Origin of the sequence: Streptomyces antarcticus, from assembly GCF_026627255.1 — a bacterium.
Lineage (GTDB): Bacteria > Actinomycetota > Actinomycetes > Streptomycetales > Streptomycetaceae > Streptomyces > Streptomyces antarcticus.
This window is the reverse complement of record NZ_JAPNLM010000042.1, coordinates 15,551-36,345: the sequence shown is the minus strand read 5'-3', so window position 1 is coordinate 36,345 and position 20,795 is coordinate 15,551. Positions and strand designations below refer to the sequence as shown.

The 20,795-nt window shown below is 69.8% G+C and carries 19 protein-coding genes; 7 read left to right on the top strand and 12 right to left on the bottom strand.

The features are described from left to right. Positions 1 to 247: 247 nt before the first annotated feature. Complete coding sequence (locus OTB16_RS36145) at positions 248 to 586, bottom strand: MerR family transcriptional regulator (RefSeq protein ID WP_267726762.1); 339 nt, start codon at positions 584 to 586, stop codon at positions 248 to 250. Between the two features lie 1,144 nt (positions 587 to 1,730). Next, on the bottom strand, positions 1,731 to 1,907 hold the full coding sequence (locus OTB16_RS36140) for a hypothetical protein (protein WP_267726760.1): 177 nt from the start codon (positions 1,905 to 1,907) through the stop codon (positions 1,731 to 1,733). Positions 1,908 to 2,590: 683 nt separating this feature from the next. Between OTB16_RS36140 and OTB16_RS36135 the strand changes: the two genes are divergently transcribed. Beyond that, complete coding sequence (locus tag OTB16_RS36135) at positions 2,591 to 3,388, top strand: SGNH/GDSL hydrolase family protein (protein WP_267726758.1); 798 nt, start codon at positions 2,591 to 2,593, stop codon at positions 3,386 to 3,388. After that, on the top strand, positions 3,385 to 4,821 hold the full coding sequence (locus tag OTB16_RS36130; protein ID WP_267726756.1) for an MFS transporter: 1,437 nt from the start codon (positions 3,385 to 3,387) through the stop codon (positions 4,819 to 4,821). Before OTB16_RS36135 ends, OTB16_RS36130 begins: the two co-directional genes overlap by 4 nt. On the opposite strand, the gene OTB16_RS36125 is transcribed toward OTB16_RS36130, so the two are convergent. The 3 genes from OTB16_RS36125 to OTB16_RS36115 all read right to left on the bottom strand — a co-directional run bounded on the left by OTB16_RS36125 (position 4,799) and on the right by OTB16_RS36115 (position 8,245). Next, the gene (locus OTB16_RS36125; protein ID WP_267726755.1) at positions 4,799 to 6,475 is read right to left on the bottom strand and encodes a S15 peptidase family protein; all 1,677 of its coding nucleotides are present in this window, start codon (positions 6,473 to 6,475) and stop codon (positions 4,799 to 4,801) included. The two genes, OTB16_RS36130 and OTB16_RS36125, sit on opposite strands and share 23 nt — an antisense overlap. A 1-nt stretch (position 6,476) precedes the next feature. Beyond that, the gene (locus tag OTB16_RS36120) at positions 6,477 to 7,673 is read right to left on the bottom strand and encodes a macrolide family glycosyltransferase (RefSeq protein WP_267726753.1); all 1,197 of its coding nucleotides are present in this window, start codon (positions 7,671 to 7,673) and stop codon (positions 6,477 to 6,479) included. A 308-nt stretch (positions 7,674 to 7,981) separates the two neighbouring features. Continuing rightward, positions 7,982 to 8,245, bottom strand: a complete 264-nt coding sequence (locus tag OTB16_RS36115) for a hypothetical protein (RefSeq protein ID WP_267726751.1) — start codon at positions 8,243 to 8,245, stop codon at positions 7,982 to 7,984. 323 nt (positions 8,246 to 8,568) lie between these two features. On the opposite strand from OTB16_RS36115, the gene OTB16_RS36110 reads away from it, so the two are divergent. Next, positions 8,569 to 8,931, top strand: a complete 363-nt coding sequence (locus tag OTB16_RS36110; protein WP_267726750.1) for a hypothetical protein — start codon at positions 8,569 to 8,571, stop codon at positions 8,929 to 8,931. 391 nt (positions 8,932 to 9,322) lie between these two features. Here the strand turns inward: OTB16_RS36110 and OTB16_RS36105 are convergent, their stop codons facing one another. Beyond that, on the bottom strand, positions 9,323 to 10,249 hold the full coding sequence (locus OTB16_RS36105; protein WP_267726748.1) for a hypothetical protein: 927 nt from the start codon (positions 10,247 to 10,249) through the stop codon (positions 9,323 to 9,325). 661 nt (positions 10,250 to 10,910) lie between these two features. Between OTB16_RS36105 and OTB16_RS36100 the strand changes: the two genes are divergently transcribed. The 3 genes from OTB16_RS36100 to OTB16_RS36090 all read left to right on the top strand — a co-directional run bounded on the left by OTB16_RS36100 (position 10,911) and on the right by OTB16_RS36090 (position 14,129). Then, positions 10,911 to 11,540: a hypothetical protein gene (locus OTB16_RS36100; protein WP_267726746.1), complete on the top strand. Its 630-nt coding sequence runs from the start codon at positions 10,911 to 10,913 to the stop codon at positions 11,538 to 11,540. Between the two features lie 732 nt (positions 11,541 to 12,272). Next, entirely contained in the window at positions 12,273 to 13,166 is an 894-nt protein-coding gene (locus OTB16_RS36095) for a YihY/virulence factor BrkB family protein (RefSeq protein ID WP_267726744.1), read from the top strand. Between the two features lie 396 nt (positions 13,167 to 13,562). Beyond that, complete coding sequence (locus OTB16_RS36090) at positions 13,563 to 14,129, top strand: VanZ family protein (RefSeq protein ID WP_267726742.1); 567 nt, start codon at positions 13,563 to 13,565, stop codon at positions 14,127 to 14,129. Positions 14,130 to 14,951: 822 nt separating this feature from the next. Here OTB16_RS36090 and OTB16_RS36085 read toward each other — a convergent pair. The 5 genes from OTB16_RS36085 to OTB16_RS36065 all read right to left on the bottom strand — a co-directional run bounded on the left by OTB16_RS36085 (position 14,952) and on the right by OTB16_RS36065 (position 18,704). Then, the gene (locus OTB16_RS36085) at positions 14,952 to 15,125 is read right to left on the bottom strand and encodes a hypothetical protein (protein ID WP_267726740.1); all 174 of its coding nucleotides are present in this window, start codon (positions 15,123 to 15,125) and stop codon (positions 14,952 to 14,954) included. A gap of 27 nt (positions 15,126 to 15,152) precedes the next feature. Beyond that, positions 15,153 to 15,509, bottom strand: coding sequence for a PRC-barrel domain-containing protein (locus tag OTB16_RS36080; RefSeq protein WP_267726738.1), 357 nt, complete (start codon positions 15,507 to 15,509; stop codon positions 15,153 to 15,155). Positions 15,510 to 15,684: 175 nt separating this feature from the next. Beyond that, on the bottom strand, positions 15,685 to 15,954 hold the full coding sequence (locus OTB16_RS36075; RefSeq protein ID WP_324290929.1) for a helix-turn-helix domain-containing protein: 270 nt from the start codon (positions 15,952 to 15,954) through the stop codon (positions 15,685 to 15,687). 642 nt (positions 15,955 to 16,596) lie between these two features. Beyond that, entirely contained in the window at positions 16,597 to 16,935 is a 339-nt protein-coding gene (locus OTB16_RS36070) for a helix-turn-helix domain-containing protein (protein WP_267726736.1), read from the bottom strand. 896 nt (positions 16,936 to 17,831) lie between these two features. Beyond that, a complete protein-coding gene (locus tag OTB16_RS36065; RefSeq protein WP_267726780.1) occupies positions 17,832 to 18,704 on the bottom strand; it encodes a helix-turn-helix domain-containing protein in 873 nt (290 codons plus the stop codon). A gap of 317 nt (positions 18,705 to 19,021) precedes the next feature. Between OTB16_RS36065 and OTB16_RS36060 the strand changes: the two genes are divergently transcribed. Next, the gene (locus tag OTB16_RS36060) at positions 19,022 to 19,792 is read left to right on the top strand and encodes a class I SAM-dependent methyltransferase (RefSeq protein ID WP_267726735.1); all 771 of its coding nucleotides are present in this window, start codon (positions 19,022 to 19,024) and stop codon (positions 19,790 to 19,792) included. Between the two features lie 79 nt (positions 19,793 to 19,871). Here the strand turns inward: OTB16_RS36060 and OTB16_RS36055 are convergent, their stop codons facing one another. Next, positions 19,872 to 20,726, bottom strand: coding sequence for an IS5 family transposase (locus tag OTB16_RS36055; protein ID WP_324290928.1), 855 nt, complete (start codon positions 20,724 to 20,726; stop codon positions 19,872 to 19,874). Positions 20,727 to 20,795: the final 69 nt, after the last annotated feature.

Sequence of the window (20,795 nt, the reverse complement as noted above, 5' to 3'; positions counted from 1 at the left end):
CATGCCTTCCAGTCGATGAACGCCAACCGCTCGATGCGGAAAACGGAGGTGATCGCCCTGGTTCCTGCGGCACAGCACAGCAAAACGCCCACACCGAAGGCGTGGGCAAAGGGGAACTTCCGAACCACGACAGCTGACGCAGACGCTACACGCCAACAACGGGCTGTCACCAGAGGAAACAGCTACATGTCACGCCTGGGACAAGGGTGTGCGCGGGCCCACCGAGGACCGGCGGGCGCGCCCCAGCTCAAGCCGCAGCCGTCGGATTCGACGATTCCGTACTGCGCCGGTATTCGGCGTTGATGCGCTGCGCCTCCTCGAGCTGATCCTCGAGGACGATGATCCGACAGGCCGACTCGATCGGGGTGCCCTGATCGACGAACTCACGGGCGCGGGCGGCAATGCGCAGCTGGTAGCGGGAGTAACGCCGGTGCCCGCCATCCGAGCGCAACGGGGTGATCAGGCGGGCTTCGCCCAGGGCCCGTAGGAAGCCCTGGGTGGTGCCGAGCATCTCGGCGGCCCGGCCCATCGTGTAGGCGGGGTAGTCGTCATCGTCGAGACGGCCGAACGAATCGTCTGCTGTCATCTCACCTCTCTGTGGAACGCGTGGAGGGGCCCTGGTGCCTGTGGCACCAGGGCCCCGAAGGAACTGCTACACCATCGGCCGGCCCTGATGCTGCGCCGGCCTTCTGTTTCCACAGACCCGACCTGAGCTCTGTCGGGGGTGCGGGGATCGCGGTTGCTTGACCGGAGACCACCTCACTAACGATGTCCTGCGGTACCCGAACTCAACACTCCATCCGGGCGATCCTGATGGCGCCTGGTCCCTCCGTTCATCCCTCTGGATCACTCACTTACCAAACGGGAACTACGAACTGCTAGTACTGCGAACTGCTGGCAACGCGAATACTGCGGTGATGCGGGTACTGCTTCTACTACTGGTGATGCGTACTGCTCGTGACCTGCGAAAGCGCCACTCTTCGGCAGCCAGCCCCGTCGCCCGTCCTGCGTCTGCTCTGGCTTAGAACCCCACTGCCGGACCTCCCGGTGCGCGCGCCCGCAGCCGACGCCTTCACCGAGGTGCTGCTCATTGAGTTCACTGCTGGGTACATCTCGTACTGCTGTACTGCGAACTGCTCGTGGCCTGACCGAGCGCCACGCTTCCGGCAGCCAGCCCCGTCGCCCGTCCTGCATCTGCTCTGGCTTGGAACCCCACTGCCGAACATCCCGGTGCGGATGCCCACAATCGACACCCTTACCGAGGTACTGCCGGGTACTGCGAACTGCTGGTACTGCGTGTGGTGGCCCCTGATGACTGCGGGCCACCCGGTCCGGTGACCAGTCCCGTCGCCGTCCTACGACAACCCTGGCTTCGACACTCCACCACCGCACCGTCATACGGGTACTGCGGGTACTGCCTGCCCGGCAGTTCGTCTCTGCCAGGCCCTGCGGTCTCTCTGGGCTACGAGAGAAACCATAACCACACCACCGACCAATGTCTACTCCAGCCGACACAGATTTCTGGAGGGGCTGCTGTGAGCTAATCGGTCGTGGTGAGGCATGGCGTCTGTGACGGCGGGCAAGGGCGGGGAGCTGCCCGCGGCGGACCTGCGGACGATTTGAATCGGGAGGAGGGCTGGTGGGGCAGGTTCAGGCATGCCGGCGGAGCGGTTGCCTTCTGTGAGGAGACAGCCACCACGGGGAAAACGATGACTGATCACGATCAGCTCTCACAGCACTCTGCCCCCGGCCCCGCGGCCCGGCCGGTGGTAGTGCGCGTCGTTGGGGAGCTCGACATGGGCGCCGCCCTCACCGTCCAGCTCGACGCGACCCTGCAGCGCGAGCCGGTTCACGCCGAGCTGTTCCAGCGCCTTCGCCCAGTCGCCGAGGTCCAGGTCCCGAGGCACGCTCAATCCCTCCGTGAGCGGGCTCCAGGAGCGCTTCGCGTCCACGCTGGCGGGCGGTGCCCACGGATCGGCGGCTTCCCGCACCGGCGGTGGGCGCGGTGCTCGGAGCGGGGGCGGGTGCGGGGACACGGGCGTCAGCGGGGGCAGGGGCGGCGTGCGCGTCCAGGAGGATCCGGGCGACGTCGACGCCCCGCGCGTCGAGGTGGCCCACTCGCGGCCGCGATGTCCGGCCACGCCGGGGAGGAGTGGATCGCGTCGCGCACATTTCGTGATTAGCGCGGCCGGGTAGGGGCAGCCGCGGCCGCCCCTACCCGGTACCGCGTTTCGGCGGGAGCGCTGGGGGCCACGGTCGAGGAGGTCGGGGCCGAGGCGGGCGGCGGCAATCGCGAACTCACCCGCCGTGCGGGGCTGTCCGTCCTGTGGTCGGCAGGGTCCAAGGTGCAGGACTCCTCGACGAGAGGGCTCTGAGTAACCCGTCCGATCGAAGATCGTTCACAGCATATGAACTATGCGTGGAGCAGGGTGCTGTGAGGGGTGCGTCGAAGTGGTGGCGGACTCTGTGGCGCCGCAGAGTGCTGCGATCGCTGCTGAAGGGATACGCCGCTTTGGTGTTACGCGGGCGTCTATGGGACGGGCGCAGGGTGCCTTCGCCTGTCGGGCGGTACGGGGCCGACGGTGTGCGGGTGTTGCCGTTGGCCGTCCTCGGGGATTCCTCCGGGCAGAGCGTGGGGGTGCTGGATCGGCACGAGACGGCGGGCGGATATCTCGCGCGGCGGCTGGTTTCGGAGCTGTCCTGCTCGGTCGAGGTGGAGGTCCTGGCCCGGGCGGGTGTGACCACGGCGGGGATGGCGCGCCAGGTCAGGGCGTTGGTCGGCCGCCCGGAGCGGGGTGTGGTTCTGATTCTGATCGGCGGCAATGATGTGCTGCTTCCCACCTCGCTGAAGCGTGCGAGTGCCCGTCTGGGGCGGTACGTGCGGGAGTTGCGCGCGGCGGGCTGGGAGGTGGTGGTGGGCTCGTGCGCGGACATCGGGGCGGCTCCGGCGCTGTACCGCGGTGCGGCGGTCGTGGCGACCTTCCGGTCCCGGCGGCTGGCACGGAGGCAGACCGTGGCCGTGCTCCGGGCCGGCGGGCTGGTCGTTTCACTGGCCACGGGTGTGTTCCGGCACTCTCCCGGACAGCTGTACTGCCCCGATGGCTTCCATCCCTCGCCCGAAGGCTACCTTCACTATTTCCGGCGGATCGGGTTCGGCGTCGTCGAGGCCGGCAGGGCCCGGCTGGGCCTGGCGGAACGGAGTGTCGGGCCGGAGGACCGGGTGCTGGAGGGAACGCGAACCGAGCTGCGGCGCCTTGCGGGCGAGCGGGATGCGTACTTCATCCCGGCTGCTTCGCGCGGCGGGGTCGTCATGCGGCGCTACTGCCCCGCCCTTGACCACGTGCACGAACCCGAGGCCTCTGTGCTCCTGACGTCTTCGCACCGGTGAGGGAACGTTCCGCGCGGACGGGCTGTGTGGTGACCGGGCTCGCGGTGTTCCTGTGCGGGCTGGACCACCTGGTGCTGCTGACCGCGCTGCCGGCGATCCGATCCGACCTGGGCCTGGGGGTCGGGACGCTGGGGTGGCTGGTCAACGCGTACATCGTGCCGGTGGCGGTGCTGCCGCCGCTGGCGGCAGCCCTGGGCGGCCGGGTCGGGCATCGCCGGTTGTTCACGGTGGCACTGGTGGTGTTCACGGCTGGTTCGGTGCTGGCGGCGTGTTCCTCATCGGTGGCCGTCCTGATCTCCGCGCGCGCGGTGCAGGGGGTGGGGGCCGCGGCGATCGCGCCCCTGGGCCTGACCCTCCTGAACGCGGTGCTGCCGCCGGATCGCCGCTCGCTCGTGCTGGGTCTGTGGGGAGCGCTGGGAGGTCTCGCCGTCGCCGTGGGCCCTCTGGTGGGCGGGGCGGTCGTCGAGTCAGGCGGCTGGCGGACGGTGTTCTGGATCAATGTGCCGCTCGGCTGTCTGCTGGCCGCGGCCGCGCCAAGGTTGCTGCGGGAGGTCCGAGGCGATGACCGTACGGAGTTCGCGGTATCCCGGGGTCCGCTCCTGTTCGGCGCCGCGGCGCTCGCGGCGGTGTGGGCTCTGCCTCGGCTGGCCGGCGGGGTGAAGGCCGCGGCTGCGGTGCTGGATCCGGTGGCTCTCGCCGGGGCGGGCCTGCTGGGCGTGGGTCTGGCCTCGGCGTGGCTCGGCAGGGTACGAGGGAGTACTCAGCGGCATGGGGATCGCGGATCGGGGGCAGACCTGGCGGCGGTTCACGTGTGCGGTTTCCTCATGCACGCCGCGGTGTTCGGGACGGTGTTCTGGCTGGCCCAGTTCCCCCAGTCTGTGCAGGGGCACGGTCCGTGGGAGGCGGGGCTGCGGATCCTGCCCTGGACGGTCATGCCGCTCCTGGTCGCCCCGGTCGCCGGTCTGGTCATGGGCCGCACGGGCGCACGGGCGGTGGCCATCGCGGGCTTCGGGCTCACCGCGGCGAGCTCGGCCTGGTTCGCTCTCGTCCTTGAACCCGGAGCGGGCTACGGGGTACAGGTGCCGGGCCTGGTGGCCGGCGGGGTGGGTATGGCGCTGTTCTTCACCGCTGCGCCGCAACTGCTCCTGGAGCGGGCTACAAATGTGGGGCTGGCCTCCGCGTCGGGGGTCAACACCTCGGTGCGGGAGGCCGGGGCGGTGGCGGGCGTCGCCGCGGCGGCGGCCTTGTTCACCCGGTTCGGATCCGCCACCGGACCGCAGGCGTTCACGGACGGCCTGGCCGCGGTTCTGTGGGGCGCCGTGGCCGTCGCCACGCTCGGATTCGCCACCGCGGCTGCGATGCGGCGGCCCTGCCGCGCCGCCGCCACCTGCGGCCCCGCCTTCGGCCGGATCAACGTTCCGGCACAGGTGTGAGCGGCGCGCTCAGCCGTACGGCGGACGCCACCACGGTCATGACAGCTCCCGTCGGGTTCTCGCTGACGTAGCGGTGATCGACCGTGTCGAACGCGACGGCGAGGCGATGGCCGGCCGGCAGGTCCCAGGCAGTGGCCAGCATGGCCAGGCTGAACGGGTGCGGCCTGCCCGGCGCTTGTCCCCGGAAGGTGTACGGGGCGTGCGTCAGAAGCCGTGCGGTACCAAGGGGATCGACGTCGTACACGTAGCCGATGACGGTACCTTCCGTGGCGCCGGGGATCAGGACACCCTCCACACGGGCTACGCCGCGCAGCGCGGACGCCCGTGTCAGGGGGGCGCTGCGCCAGACTGCGCAGGCGGGGGAATCCAGCAGGGGGGCGAGCGTGGTGGGGGGCAGGCCGAGCTGGTCGAGGGTACCGGCGAGTGGGAAAGGGCCGGATTCGGCTGCGGAGGGCAGTCCGGCGAGGATGCGCCCGTCCTCGCTGCCCGGCTCCAGCGGTACTGGACGTAGGCCGTGCTGCAGTGACCGCCAGTCGGGATACTCCTCGGCCGGACCGCCAGTCCGCGAGTGGACCACCAATCGGGACGCCTGACCGCTCGGTGGGAGAGGGTTGCGGGCATCGCGGACGTGGTCGTCGAGCCAGGCGACGGCCTCCCTCCACGCGGGAGGTCCGCCTTCGAGGAGGCCGTTGGTGGCGGAACTGCTGTCACCGTGCCCGCCGGGATACATGCGCAACTGCCGGGGGCCGGTGAGCGCATCAAAGAATGTCCCGGTCTGCCAGGCGGGCACCAGGGGGTCGTCCCACTCGTTGGTCAGGAAGACCGCGGTGCGGTTGCGGTTGAGCTGGTCCGCGTGGGCGCGGGGTGAGCGCTGCAGGGCCTCCGGGGCGGACTCGTCGATGCCTGTGGTGCGGGCACGGCGCAGGATCGCCGCGGACTCGGGGCTGTAGCGGCCGTGGAGACGGCCCATGACGTCCTGGAACAGGGCGATGCTCGCGGACCGGGTTCCGTTGAGGTAGTAGCCGCCGGTCAGGTCGGCCCAGCCGGACAGGGACGAGACCGCCCGGATACGGGGGTCTCGAGCCGCGGCGTTCAGCGCGATGCCCGCACCGTAGGAGGCGCCCATGACACCGACGCGTCCCGGGTCGGCTCCGGCGTGGGCGAGGGCCCAGTCGATGACGCGGGACACATCGGCGGTGTCGCGGGGCCCTGCCAGATCGGCGAAGCCTCCGGAGCGGCGAAAGCCCCGCGGATCGTAGGCGACGACGGTGTAGCCGCGGGCGGCCAGCGACCGCATCCGGGCCGCCGCCGCAAGGGTGTCGGCGGGCAGCGAGAACCACGGACCGGGGACGACCACGAGCGGGAGCCGGCCGGGGGCCGCCGACCGGTACACGGTTGCGGCCAGCGGCGTCCCGTCCGCGGCGCGGACGGTGTCCCCGGTGACACTCACCTGTGCTTCCGCTTCGCCGCCCTCCCCTGCTGCGGCCGCCGGTCCCGACCCGGTGCCCTCGGTCGCAGCGGCCCCGGCCGGCGGGCAGACCGCCACCGCGAGCAGCGCAGCGGCCACCAGCGTGCCGATCCGGCCCGTGGCCGTGCCGGGGCGCGTGTCCGTTTCCTGGCTCGAACCGGCGCTGCGGCCTGCCCTGCCCCGCACGTCAGGCCGAGACCGTCGGGGTGTCGGCCAGAGCCTTCTCCACCACGTCGGCTGCCGCCCGCACACCGCCCGCCGTCTCGATTTGGCGGCGCATCTCCTTCACGGCGGCTGCCACCCGGTCGTCGGAGGCGACCCGCACCACTGCCTCCCGCAAGGCCCGCGCGCTCGCCTCCTCGCGGGGAAGGTGCACCCCCAGCCCCAGCTCCTCGATCTGGGCGGCGTTCACCCGCTGCTCGGCCATCTGCGGCACCACCACGAGCGGCACCCCCAAAGCGCAGGCCTCCATCACGCTGCCCATGCCGCCATGGGTGACGAACACCGAAGCGGCGGCCAGCACATCGAGCTGGGGCACACTGGCGTGCACCTCGAACCCGTCCGGCAGCGGCCCGAGATCGGCAGCGGCCACCTCGGCGCCGACGCTCATCACGACGTGCATTCCCAGGCCCTCGAGCGCGTCCAGGCAGTCCCGGTAGAACTGCGGGCGCGAATTGAACTGCGAGCCCAGCGACACATACACGACGGCTTTGCCGTTCTGCGGGCGCTGCCAGCGCCCCTGGAACGAGCGGTCGGCAATCGCCGGCCCCACCCAGTGCGCCTCACCTGCCCGTACCGTCTCCGGCCGCCTCTGGAAGGAGCGCGGGAAGAAGGCGATCACCCGCGGTGGGGCCAGCGTCAGCGCGTGCACCCCGCCCGGTACACCCCACTCGTTCAACGCCCCCGCCAGCTGCGGCAGGCCGGGGATCTGCGCGATGTCGTCCAGTCCGAAGAACTCCCGTACCAGGCCTTCGTAGGGAATGTGCGTCGGCGCCAGCTGAAGCACCGGCACCCCCCAGCGGGCCGCCAGCATGGGCCCCATCCAGGCGTAGACGTCATACAGGACCGCATCCGGCCGGGCGCCAGCGAACGCCCGCTCCAGCTGCGGCAGCGCCACCATATTGACCCCGATCACCCGAGCCACCCCCTCCCCCATGTCCTCGGGCGCCTCCCCCGACGGCGGCACTTCATACAGCACCGGCGTCGCCCCCACCGCACGCACCTGCGCCGCGAACTCCTCCGTCACCGCGTAAGACACCCGGTAGCCGCGCTCGACGAGTTCCTGCACCAGCGCCAGCGTCGGGATCACATGCCCGTGCATCGGCACGTTGAACACGGCAATATGCCGACTCCGGTCCACACGCACTACCTCAGCCATCTGCATGCCATAGCTCCATCACATCGCGCGGCAAACCGCCGGAAGACCACAACCGTCACTCCAACGCCACCATCGCCAGCCCAAGCACGCCCAAGCCAGCAATCCCACCCCAACGGGCGACACGGAGGGCTTCCCAGGTCTTTCACCCCGCACCTGGCCGTTCTGTCCAAGGGCGGAGAGAAATCGCGCACTTCCGGTCCAAGGCCAAACCTCCCGCCAGGCCAGGGACTGAACCGGGTAACCGGGTAACCAGCCCCTGACCTCACCAGCCAGGGCGAGGCAGCGGTATGGCGGTGGCGATGAGGGTGGTGACGTCACCGGCCTCGACTGGTGACGGCGATGCCGACCGCCGCGGCCAGAACGGCTCCGATGGCACCGGCCGCGCCGCACGGAGCGGCCAGCGACAGGTGCTCCCAGCACAGGTACGCGACCGCACCGAGCAGCAGGACGACAACGAGGACCAAGAGCAGGAGTACCAGCGGATCCGTACGCGGCACGAAGGCCGGAAGCGGGGACGGCTGGAGAACGTCGGGCTGCTGCTGGAGCGGGAACTGCTGCTGGTGGTTGGTGGCGGACATGAGCGGGTTCCCTCCCATGGATGGCTGCCAGGCCCTCCGTAGCCGGGATGCAGAGTGCTGAGCGCGAGGGTTAGCCGCGCAACCCCTGGTGCTCCGGCGGGCGTCCTTTGAGTGCTTTGTGAGGCGGGGTCTCGTTCGGCCTGCTTGAGGGTGCGGGTGGGGTGGGGGCGTGGTCAGCTCCGGTGGGAGCCGTGCCGTGGCTTGCTGGGTGACGGGCAGCGCATCGCGTGTCGTCTGTCGTATGGCTGGGGGTCGTTCGTCGAGGCTCTTGTCCTGGTTCTGCTCTCTGTGGGCTCGTCTCTTCAATTGTCAGGAGTTCGACCGTGAAGCTTCTTCGTACAGCCGCAATGTCCCTGGCCGCTTCGGTTCTGGTGGTCGGCGGTGGCCTGTTGACCGCACCGTCTGCTGCTGCCGACCCCGTTCCCCCCGATGCCGCCGCCTGTGTGGGCCTGCTCAAGGATGCGGCCACCGCGGCCGCGGCCTTCGAGGCCGCCAACGTCACCTACTCGGCCAGCATGGCCGCCGCCCTGGTCATCGCCGCCGACCCTGCTGTGGCCCAGGCCACGGCAGGGGAAGCCCTCAAAGCCCAGAAGACGGCCAACAATGCGGCTGCCGCAGCCCTCCAGACCGCAGCCGCCGCGGCAGGCTGCGTGCTTCCTGCCACCCCGCCTCTCCCGGCCTCCTGACGTTGCCGGGGTAGTTGCCCCAGCGGCACAACGGCGCGCGTCGGAGCCATCGACGACGCATACCAGGCACAACCGGCATCGTGCCGCAGGCCGAGGAGCAGGTAGGGCATTGCTGCCCTCGGGGAACTTGCGGAGGGACGGCAGGGAGACGTTCCGCTCGAGCCGCAGGCGCCGAGCAGGGGGCGGCCCGTGTGCGAGGCGGCTGTTCAGTTCTGGGCACCTTCAACCGGTGACGCGCGGTCTCGAAGTGTCGGCACAGCAGGCGTGCCCTGTCACTGAACAGCCGGTAACCGGCCGTTCAGTGACAGGGGCCGAGGTGCGGCCTCAGCGCCGGAGCCCCGCCAGGTGTCCTCACGTAGGGGTGGCCCGGAGACACCTGGGGCGGGCCCGGTTACGGTGTTCCGTTAGCTCCGTTGGCGCAGGGGCTGCCGCCGCCGAAGGTCCCGCCGATGCCGCCGGTGCCGCCGTGGAAGAGGAGGCCTCCGGTGGCGTTGCCGCCGGCGCCGCCGATCCCGCAGGCGCCGTCGGCACTGGCGCCTGACTTGGCGCCGCCGTTGCCACCCTTCCCGCCGCTGCCGCCGGCATTGAGGATGCCCCCGGAGCTCAGGCCCCCGGCCCCGCCGATGCCGGCGGCGCCACCCGGGAAGGCCCCGCCGGAGCTTCCGTTACCGCCGTTTCCGGCCCGCCCGCCCTTGCCTCCGTTGCCAGAGCTGTTGATGCCGCCGGCGCCGCCGTTGCCGCCCGCGCCGCCGCCGTGGCCGATGCCGCCGTTACCGGCGTTACCGCCCGCGCCGCCGGTGGATCCCCCGGCGCCACCGAGGCCGCCCGCGCCGCCCGCTCCGGCATTGGCGCCGGAGTTGCCGCCGGAACCACCGGTGCCGCCCGCACCGCCCTTGGTGCCCGCGCCGCCCGCTCCGCCCGCGCCGCCCGCGCCGTCGAGGCCGCCGGCGGCACCGGTGCCACCGTTGCCACCCGCCGCACCGTTGGGGCCGCCGTTGCCGCCGATGGCACCCGCTCCACCGGAGCCGCCGCCCAGCCCAAGCCCGCCGTTGCCGCCCGCACCCCCGACCCCGCCCAGCACACCGTTACCGCCCGGACCGCCCGCACCGCCGGCGCAGTCCCCGGCCCCGGTCGCGGGGCCGCCCGCGGTCCCGGGAAAACCGTTGGGGTGGGAGGAGTTGCCGTTGGCCCCCGCGACGCCCGCGGTACCGGCGGTGCAGGCCAGGGCCGAGGCCCCGGCAGGAGCACCAAGGAAAAGTGCAGCCCCGGCGAAGACGGCCGGGAGGGCGAGGAGGGCGGTGGTCTGTTTCCTGTTCACAAGGTTCCTCTGACTCAGGTGAAGCGGGGGTAATACAGGGGGTGATGCGGCCTGAACGAGGCCGGCGCGGAACCGAAGAGGAGCAAAAGGCTCCCCGAAACGTTTTCCGGGCCGCAGACCCGCAGACGGTCGGTGAAATTCCGGACCCTTTCCATAAGACATGCATTTCTTAATATTTATAATCGAACAACGAGTGCGATATTCGTCGGCATTTCCCCGCAGGAGCAGTCCTCTGACTGCAGTACGCAAACTCACCCAAGAGAAGCGTTTGGCCGAATTTCACCGACGTGGCCCTGAAGCGCCGCTGACGCGCCTTCACCTCTGGGCTCTCCTGGTCCCGTAGCCGCTGAACTGCGGGTTCTGCCAGCCCGCGGTAGCCGGAAGGCATCTGCGGCCACCCGGCGCCCGGAGCCCTGCGAGCACGCCGGAGCAGCACCGGGGCAGAAAAAGCTACAAGATGACGGCTACTACACCCACCGGACGCCATTTCCTTGTTTAGACCGACGTCACCGAGTCCGGCAGATTTCACAACTCGCCGCCGTCCGCCTGCGAGTTCTGGGACCATCCCGTCGGCGCCCCCTGTAACCCCAGGGCGGGAGCGCAGGAACACTATTCAGCCAGCGAACCGTCATGCGGCCTTACCAACCGAAAGGCGTACCTCATGCGCATCTCGCGCACCACCGCCATGACCCGGATCCTCCTGATCAGCGCGATCGCCGTAGTCGGCCTCGCGACCCCCACCCTGGCTTCCGCGACGGCGCTCGCCGACGCGGGTAGTTCCCGGACTTCCATCCTGGGTGTTCTCGGCCTCCCCGGCGCCAACGGCGCCAACGGCGCCAACGGCGTGGGGAGCAACGGCGGTATCGGCGGCCTCGGCGGCACCGGCGGAGCAGCCGGTGCGAACGGCAACGGCGGCAACGGCGGCGCCGGGGGCAACGGTGACGGCAGCGGAAGCACCGGCGGCGCGGGAGGCGCGGGAGGCGCCGGCGGAGCCAACGGCAACGGCGGCAGCGGAGGCGCCGGAGGTGCTGCCAACCAGGGCGGCACCGGCGGCAAAGGCGGCGTGGGCGGCGTAGGCAACGCCGGTACGGGCATCGCCGGCGGCAAGGGCGGCAAGGGCGGCGCGTCAACGGCAGGCGGCACCCACAAGGGCGGCACAGGCGGTGCGGGCGGCGCCGCGAGCCCGGTGTGTCCCGGCAAGCCCGGCGGCGACGGCACCGCCGCCACGTTGACCGCGGACGGCATCACCGGCGCCACCGGCGCTGCTGGACACACCACCCTCCCCTGCTGAGCAACCAACCGCAAAAGACGCGTTCACGGTGCCACACATCACCCGATCAATGACCGACCACTGATCACGGACGCGTGGGGAAACATGACTCGGACGAGTCGCCCGGCCGGGCTTCCCAGCCGGGCGAGTCTCGTCGTGGGGTGAGCGGTGCAGAGCACGTAGCGAGGCGGGATCAATCCGCAGTCCGGTGACCGACGAGGAACAACACTCGAACGGCTCCTGGGTCTGCCCGGCTCCCCCGCCCACAGACCCACCACCAGCCACCCCAACGGCTCCCTCCCACAGATCGTCAGGAACACCGTCCCGCTCCGTACCGGCCAGCAGATCCTGACGCTGGAGCGAAGGGACGGCCTGGGAGATGGGCGTGGCTGGAGTTTGCGGGCGGGGCCGGGAATCGTGGTGCTCATGGTGTGGCCGGTGCGGGTGAGTTCGGCGATGAGCCACGCTGTCCGGCGTAGCAGCGGATAGGTTCTGCGGCACGAACAGATGCGGGTCCGCCGGTAACTCCACGCAGATCGCGCATCGGCGAGCGGGGCGTGCCGCCCGGGGTGAGGCACGAACGGCTCGCCGGGGAACCCCGCCAACAGCAACGGGACGACGGAACATGGCACGAGGGGAAGGCGCCGCCTGATGTGCAGCTCGCCCACACCTGCGCTCGAGCCGGGCGGTGCCGGCCGCGCACCGCTGTCACGCTCCAAAGCAGAGCCTCCTGCACACCACTTGCAGACACACGTGGCAACCACAGCGCCCTTGCCGCCCCCGACGTACGCGCGCGATCTGCCGGGCTGGCGCCACATCGTCACCGCTCTGCGGCGCACCCCCGCCTCGGTGTGGAACGACAACGTGACCGACTTCGCTGCCGCACTCACCTATTACGCGGTGCTCGCGCTCTTCCCGACGCTCCTCGTCACGGTCTCACTGCTGGGAATCGTCGGCGCCTCGACCACCGACAACCTGATCAGTAAAGTGATCACTGTCGTGCCGACCGAGTCCCGCCCCGTCATGCTGAGCACGTTGCAGGGCATGGCGGAGCAGCACACAGCTGCTTGGACGCTGGCCGTCTTCGGCACGATAGGCGCCCTGTGGTCCGCCTCCAGCTATCTGGGGGCCTTCCGCCGAGCCCTGCACCTCATGCACGGCATCGAGGACCTGCGCCCGGCGTGGAGGACAGCGCCACGGCTGGTGATAACCACTTTGGTGCTGCTGATGCTTCTGGTTTCCAGTGCCCTGGTGCTCATCCTGACCGGCGAAGCGGCCCACACCGTCGGCCGACTCGTGGGCATGGGCAGCACGGCCGGCATTGCCTGGAACGCGCTGAAATGGCCGCTCCTGCTGTGCCTGGTCGCCATCTTGGTGCTGGTTCTGTTCAGCTCGGGCCCGGTCGGGACACGCGGAGTGCGGCAGCGGCTTCTGGGAGACGCTCTCGCCGTGGCCCTGTGGCTCGTCGCCTCCGCCAGCTTCGCCCTCTACGTCTCGCACGTCGGCACCTACAACCGGCTGTACGGATCGCTCGCCGGGATCATCGTCTTCCTGGTGTGGCTGTGGCTGTCCAACCTGGCCCTCCTCACCGGCGCCCAGTTCAACGCCGAACTGGCCAAACTCCGCTTGGTGACCGACAGGGCGTAAGCTGCCCAGCCCTCGTCCCGATCGGCCAGCCACTCCATTCCCTCGCACCCAGGCCCCCCGCAGGCAAAGTGACGACCCGTACGCCAGGCACCGTGGCCAGTGCCACTGACAACCGCTGCCGTCGCCTCACGCCGCATGCCACAGGAGGCTCGCGTCAGCGCTCGTGAAGTTGGAAAGGGCTCAGGGCATGACAGACTCAACCGGTCCGTCGGCGACCAGTGCCCGCCCGGTCACTGAGGAGCCTGACGACGCACTGCTGCGCCGCATGCTCGTCCAACTGCCGCCGGGCACGCCGACATCCTCGGACCGGATCGGACCCCGCGTAGCGCGCCTGCCGCGTCACGTCTCGCGGGTATCGGAACGTCCAAGCAAACCAATGTGGCTAGGAGCCTGCTAATGGTACGGATAGTGCTGCGTAATAAGACCGCGGCGGAACCAGGGGACCGGGTTCCCGGAGAACCTCCCCTGTCTGTGCTCGGCCGGGTACTGGCCATGCTGCTGGCCTTCGCGGCGATGGTGGGATTCGCGGTGGTGCTGGCCCGGCTGACGCTGGAACCGTCAGCGGCATCCGTGCCGTTGACGCACAGTAACCTGCGCCCTGGTGACTCCATCCGTGCCTATCTCGTTCAGCCCGCGTCCTTTGACACGGTCAAGCAGCTCGGCGGCAATATCGTGATGGGTGTGCCGTTCGGGGTGCTGCTGCCGGTGCTGGTGCCCCGAGCGCGAGGGCTGGTCCGGGTAGGAGTGGTCACCGCTCTCGTGATGCTCCTCGTGGAACTCGTCCAAGGCGCCCTCATCATCGGGCGTACGTTCGACATCGATGACGTTCTGCTCAACACCACGGGTGCTCTCCTGGGTTACCTGCTGATCGGCCTCCGGCTGGGCCGTGCAGTACATCCCAGGCGCCGCCACTGGTGGCACCGATTCACCAAACGCCCGGTGACTGCTACAGACCCGGCATAACGGAGTCCTTTTAGCCGCCCCTCCGGCCGGTGAGAGGCCGCGCGGTGGTGACAAGGTTGGCGAGCAGGACGGGCCCGCCTGCGGGGCGAACCAGTCCCAGGTGCTGGTGGGAACCCGCAGACACCACAGACTCCCGGTCCCGGCGAGCCGGTCGCGTCCGTCGGTGCCACGAGGACCGGGCCTTCCCAGCGCAGGTCACCGGCCCGGCGTCGCGCCGACAAGCAGGCCGGACGACAGGGAGCACCCCGCCCGCCCCACCGGCGTTGTCCCGGCATGACACCCGCTCACCGTCATCGACCGGGGCGCGGTGAGGGTCGGCCGTGCCGGTATGGCGTGCGCGGGTGAGGCCCGGTGCCCGCTTCGATCGGGGGCCAATACCGCCGGGCGGACCCCATCGCAGGCCGCGAGGATGGCTGCCAGGTGCGGCCGGGTCTCCATGAGGTCGTGCCATTTGGTGTCCACCGGTCTGGACACCGGGACACCAGTTCCACACCCGGACACCCATGCGAACCTCACCGTCCACGGATCCGCGGCCCTACGAACCCGGGCCGGCCGCGTAGCCGCCCTCGTGCGCCCGCACGCAAGAGGTCTCACCACAACACGGCCGAGCCGGCCCCGCCGGGTCCACCGACCGGGGCTCCCTCACCGCGCACGACACGCGCGCACCCTGGAGGCCCCGCCCCCGAGGCCGGGACGGCGATGACGCCGTTGAGGAACCGGCGAGGATCGGGCCGGTGAGCACCGACCGCCGCCGCCCCCGGGCACCGGCCACCACCCCGCCGCACCCTCGGAAACGGGCCGGCACCCGTCAGACAACGGGTCTCAGCGCAGCCGACGGCGGTGGCGGCCGGACCGCCGCACGTGCATACCCAGATACACCAGGGCAGCGACGAACACCACGATGCCGATGACCAGCAGGTAGAACAGCCCTTCGGCAACGGCGCCGATGATGCCCAGGACCAGCGCCACGATGACGAGGATCAGGAAAAGCGTCATAACGCAGGCATCTCCTTGTGAGGCCGGTCAGCGGCGGGCGAGCTGCCGCTCACCGTTCGCGCCAGGCTTGTAGGACAGACCGTAGTGCTCGAACACCGCCGCCTCGTCCTCGGCGGGCAGGACATCGTCCGTGCCGATCGCGGGGCACTTCTTCACCAGCGACCTGTCATAGTCGACCTTGACGTACCCCGGCCCCACGATCGCGCCGGCCAGCGGGACGAACACTAGACGTCGGCGAGTCGGAAGCCCGACCAGGACAGTGGCCACAGCCGGCTCATCAGTGCTGGTGTCCACATAGATCGCTTCCAATGTACCGATCTTGTGGCCTCCCACGTCCATGACGTCGCGGGTTCGCCACTCACGGATATCAGCGATCTGAATCATCCCCGGAATCCCTTCGCACAGCAGTGTGCCCGAGCCGGTGCACTTCCTCAGCCTGCCCCGTAAAACCCGCCCCTACCAGCCTGGTCACTTCCCGCCGCGCCCCGGCCGGTCACGACGAGCCCGCCGCGAATACGGCCCGGAGCCAGCCCTGGATGGAAAGGGTAGCGAGGGCCGGCTACCTCGGAGCGCCCGCTGGGCACGATTCGCCGGCCACACACATGAGTGCATCGACGACCTGCTGGTCCTGGACTCCATAGATCCGGCAGAGATCACGGACATCACGCGGGCTGATCCGGCGGTGGCCATTCTCCAGCAGGCTGATCTTCGGGTGGGAGACCATAAGCAGGGCCGCCGCCTCGGCGGACTTCATGCCCTTGGACTCGCGTAGCCTGCGAAGCTCGGCCCCCAGTCGGCGCCGCCTGATGAGCGGATCTGCATCAGCCACCACGGGACACGCACCTCCGACTGCCTTAGTCCCGATGCAGCAGCCGACGAGGCCCAGACCGCAGGCACGGCCAAGGGCGTTTCACGGGCTTTATGGGAGGGCTGAACGTTTCTGCAAGTGTCGCCCCCATCGCGCCCCAAGCCAGGCAGGCACGCCGCCAGATAGGTGAATCAGCCTCATACAGGGGCGAATTCCATCCTCAGGGAACGGGGCGTTCGAGGCGATCGTGATCGTCACCGGCGGTGTCCCGCGCTCATGGTGGGCGCGGTGGCCCGCCGGTGGGCGCGCACCGCAGGCTCCGCAGCGCCGACTGTCCGGGGACCGCTGCCACGGGGGTGGTGGTGGAGCGGAAGCGGGCGGCCGCCGGGGAGACCCGGGCGCGGCGGCGCCGTCAGGGAGTGCAGGGTCGCGTCCACGAGTCACGGGCCCCACAAGCGCTCCGCGTCCGTACTCACAGGCGGCGGCCCCACGCATCGACGGCCTCCCGGCGGGGGCAGGGACACAGGCGTCGGCCAGCCCCGGAGCGGCAGCGGGGGCCGGAGCGAGCGCGGGGGGTGTGGGGGCGGGTGACCCGCCGAGGAGTAGACATCATGCCCGGCTGCCCCGGGGCTGCTGTTCCCAGGCGCATGGGCTCCGGTCCCCTCAGGCCGCGGCCGGTGGGTTCGCCGATCCCGAGGCGCGGCGGTGTTCGGCGTTGATGCGCTGGGCTTCCTGCAGCTGGTCTTCGAGGATGACGATCCGGCACGCGGCCTCGACCGGGGTGCCCTGGTCGACGAGCTCGCGGGCGCGGGCGGCGATGCGGAGCTGGTAGCGGGAGTAGCGGCGGTGCCCGCCCGTGGAGCGCAGCGGGGTGATGAGACGGTGCTCGCCGATCGCGCGGAGGAAGCTCTGGGTGGTGCCGAGCATGTCGGCGGCCCGGCCCATCGTGTAGGCGGGGTAGTCATCGTCATCGAGACGGCCGTAGGAGTCGTCTGCGGTCATTTCACCTCTCTGTGAACCATGCGGAGGGGCCCTGGTGCCTATGGCACCAGGGCCCCGAAGGAACTGCTACACCATCTGCCGGCCCTGATGCTGCGCCGGCCTACTGTTTCCGCCTACCCGACCTGAGAACCGTCGGGGGTGCGGGGATCGCGGTTGCTCGACCGGAGACCACCTCACAAACGATGTCCTGCGGTACCCGGACCCAACAATCCGTCCGGGCGATCCTGATGGCGCCCAATCCCTCCGTTCATCCCTCGGATGATCAACTGCATACCAACTGGGAACTGCTGATACTGCGAACTGCTGCAACGCGGGTACTGCTCCTACTACTGCACTGCGCACTGCTGGTGGCCTCAAACCAGCGCCACTCCGGCAGCCAGCCCCGTCGCCCGTCCTGCATCTGCTCTGGCTTGGAACCCCACTGCCGAACCTCCCGGAGCGGATGCCCACCATCGACACCCTTACCGAGGTACTGCTGGTACTGCGTGTGGTGGCCCCTGATGACTGCGGGCCACCCAGTCCGGTGACCAGTCCCGTCGCCGACCTGCACAAACCCTGGCTTCGACACTCCACCACCGCACCGTCATACGGGTACTACCTGTACTGCGGATACTGCTGCCCGGCAGTTCGTCTCTGCCAGGCCCTGCGTTCCCTCTGGGCTACGAGAGAAACCATAACCACACCACCACCCAATGTCTACTCCGGCCATCACAGGTTTTCGGATGGTCAGTGGAGAGGTAGTCGATGGCAGTGGGACATGGCGTCCGTGATGACGGGCAAGGGCGCCGGGGAGCGGCCGACGGCCGGTCCGCGAGGGGATGAGAGCAGGGGAGGGCGGGTTCGTGCACGCCGGCGAAGCGGTTGACCCGTCTCACCTGAACGTCCTGAGGGCGCGCTCAGGGGCGGCGGCTCGCGTCGAGGTGTGACTTGATGGCGTCGGTGATGAATCGGCGGGTGCGGTCAGGGTCGAGGGCCTGAGCCTGGAGCTGGTCGTACATCACGCCGTAGCGCTGCACGTCGGATGGTTTCTCCAGGTAGCGGTCGCTGGTGAACCGCTCCAGATACACCACCTCCGCCTCGGGGCTGTCGACGAACCCCAGAATGGAGAACTGCCCCGACAGGCCCGGGTGAGCTCCCGCCTCGTAGGGCAGGACCTGCACGGTGATGTGCGGCTCGCCACTGAGCGCGTTCAGGTGCTCCAGCTGTTCGCGCATCACGTCTGGGGAACCCACGACACGCCGCAGGGCCGACTCGTCCAGGACGACCCGCAGACGCAGCGGGTACCCCGGATCGTAGATCCGGTGCTGACGGCGCAGCCGCACCTTCAGACGCGCGGCCGCCTGTTCGACAGTGAGCAAAGGGATCGTTTCCCCCATGACGGCCTGGGCGTAGGCAGGGGTCTGCAACAGACCGGGGACCACCAGGGGCTCGTAGGTGCGGATCGAGGCGGCGTCCGTCTCCAGGCCGATGTAATCACCGTCGGGGAGGTCTGCGTAGACGTGCCACCAGCCCTGCCGGCCGGATTCCCTGGCCATCTCGGTCAGCGAGGCGATCACCTGCTGATCCGCCACTCCGTACATGGCGCACAGATCGCGCACATCGCGGGGGTTGATGGCGCGGCGGCCGTTCTCCAAGTGACTGATCTTGGGCTGGGAGACCATAAGCCGCTCAGCCACCTCGGTGCTCTTCAGCCCGCTGACCTGACGGAGCCGGCGCAACTCGGCGCCCAGTCGCCGTCTCCTGACGGTGGGATTGCTGTTCGCCGCCACGGGCGGGCTACCTCCGGCTTCACGTCGTCGTCCTGGTCCGCAGGCTGCCACGGGAAGGGGCACGTTGATCACCTGCCATGCCGTCGAGTGGCCCGGTACCGGTATCCCCATCCGGCGGGACGAAGACAGGCGGATCGTCGGCGCCTGTAGCGAAGGCGACGGCGAGGACCAGGACGGCGTCAACGCCGCCACCGACAGCGGGGGCTTGCCCAGGGTCACCTTGGTACCTGTTCCTGATCCGCGCATGACAGATGTGATTGCGTGGATCTTGGAGCAAACGCCTGTCCGGCGGATCGTGTGATTACTAGGCTGCGACGATGGAACGCTTAACCGACGTACCCGAGAATCTCGCCCAGCCTGCAGATCTGGCTCAGGCGAATGACTACGACAGTTTCGCCGAGGCGTACTCGGCGGAGAACGAGAACAGCCTCATGAACGCGTACTACGAGCGGCCCGCGATGCTGGCCCTCGCTGGAGACGTGGCTGGCCGTCAGGTCCTGGACGCCGGCTGCGGCTCGGGCCCTCTGACCGCCGCACTGCGCGATCTCGGCGCGGCCGTCACCGGCCTCGACGCCAGCGCGGGGATGCTGGCGCTGGCCAGACAGCGGCTCGGTGACGACGCGGCCCTGCACGTGGCCGACCTGAGCGACCCGCTGCCGTTCCCCGACGGCGCCTTCGACGACGTGGTCGCGTCGCTGGTACTGCACTACCTCGAAGACTGGGGGCCGACGCTGGCCGAGTTGCGGCGAGTGCTCAGGCCCGGCGGCCGGCTGATCGCGTCGGTGGAGCACCCCTTCGTGGCCTACGCGTTCCAGGACCCCCGGCCGGACTACTTCGCGACGACCAGCTACACCTTCGACTGGCCGTTCGGCGGGCGGTCCGTCCCGATGAGGTTCTGGCGCAAACCCCTGCATGCGATGACCGACGCCTTCACCGCCGCCGGCTTCCGCCTGACCTCCATCAGCGAGCCGCAGCCCGACCCTGCCGCCCGTGAACTGTTCCCTGACGACTTCCATGATCTTTCGACCAAAACCTGCTTCCTGTTCTTCGTCGTCGAGGTACCGCCGTCGGCTTACGGGCTCGGATGAGATGCTGACAGGCGGCTCAGGTCCATGCGAGGGTGCATGAGTCGGAAGGTGGGGTTGACGGTCGCGGCGGTGACCGCGGTCAGTCCCGCTGGGCTTCGCGGGAGGCGGGCTGGCCGCTCCGGCGGGAGGTGCGTCGGGTGATTCGCCTGGTCATCAGCGTGATCGCGGCCCAGGTGATGAGCGACTCGGAGTGCTGGACCAGCCGTTCGTAGTCGCGGGCGTGTCGTCGGGCGTGCATGACCCAGGCGATCGACCGTTCGACCACCCAGCGGCGGGGCAGGACGACGAATCCCTTCGCGTCCTTGGGCCGGCTCACCGTCTTGACTGTGAGGTTCAAGTACTTCTTTGCCCAGGTCACGAGCTGTCCGGCGTAGGCCGAGTCGGCCCAGACGATCGTGATCTCCGGGTGCATCAGCCGCAGCCGGAACAGGACTTCCTTGGTCGCGTCGCGGTCGGTGATGTCGGCCGGGGTGACCATCACGAACAGCGGCAGGCCCTTGGTATCCACGACCAGGTGCCGCTTCCTGCCGTTGATCTTCTTTGCCGCGTCGTAGCCGCGCGAGTCCTTGCCGACGGTTTCGGCGGCCTTCACGGACTGCGAGTCGATGATGGTGGCGACCGCTCCGGGCGATCGGCCCATGTCCCGGCGGACGCGTTTGCGGAGGTGGTCGCGGATCTGTCCGATCACCCCGGCGGCGGCCCAGCGGGCCATGAAGTTGTAAGCCGTCCGCCAGGGCGGGAAGTCCTTCGGCAGGGCCCGCCACTTGCAGCCGGTATCGACGACGTACCGAATTGCGTCCACGATCTCGCGCCGCGGGTGCTTCTCCGGGCGCCCGCCTTGCGGGGTCTCGCAGGCCGGGACCGGCAGGAGCGGTTCGATCAGGGCCCACTCGTCGTCGTAGGTATCCGAGGGGTAGCAGCGGCGCCGGGCCAACCTCCCCTCCCCTCATCGGGGTGGGGTGCCGCCCCCCAGCCGCCCGCCCCCCCCCCGGGCAGCGGTGGG

Coding starts and splice junctions, on each gene's coding strand:
- OTB16_RS36145 (WP_267726762.1), bottom strand. CDS start 586: ATGACAGCAGACGATTCGTTCGGCCGTCTCGACGATGACGACTACCCC.
- OTB16_RS36120 (WP_267726753.1), bottom strand. CDS start 7,673: ATGCAGATGGCTGAGGTAGTGCGTGTGGACCGGAGTCGGCATATTGCC.
- OTB16_RS36115 (WP_267726751.1), bottom strand. CDS start 8,245: ATGTCCGCCACCAACCACCAGCAGCAGTTCCCGCTCCAGCAGCAGCCC.
- OTB16_RS36100 (WP_267726746.1), top strand. CDS start 10,911: ATGCGCATCTCGCGCACCACCGCCATGACCCGGATCCTCCTGATCAGC.
- OTB16_RS36090 (WP_267726742.1), top strand. CDS start 13,563: ATGGTACGGATAGTGCTGCGTAATAAGACCGCGGCGGAACCAGGGGAC.
- OTB16_RS36085 (WP_267726740.1), bottom strand. CDS start 15,125: ATGACGCTTTTCCTGATCCTCGTCATCGTGGCGCTGGTCCTGGGCATC.
- OTB16_RS36080 (WP_267726738.1), bottom strand. CDS start 15,509: ATGATTCAGATCGCTGATATCCGTGAGTGGCGAACCCGCGACGTCATG.
- OTB16_RS36070 (WP_267726736.1), bottom strand. CDS start 16,935: ATGACCGCAGACGACTCCTACGGCCGTCTCGATGACGATGACTACCCC.
- OTB16_RS36060 (WP_267726735.1), top strand. CDS start 19,022: ATGGAACGCTTAACCGACGTACCCGAGAATCTCGCCCAGCCTGCAGAT.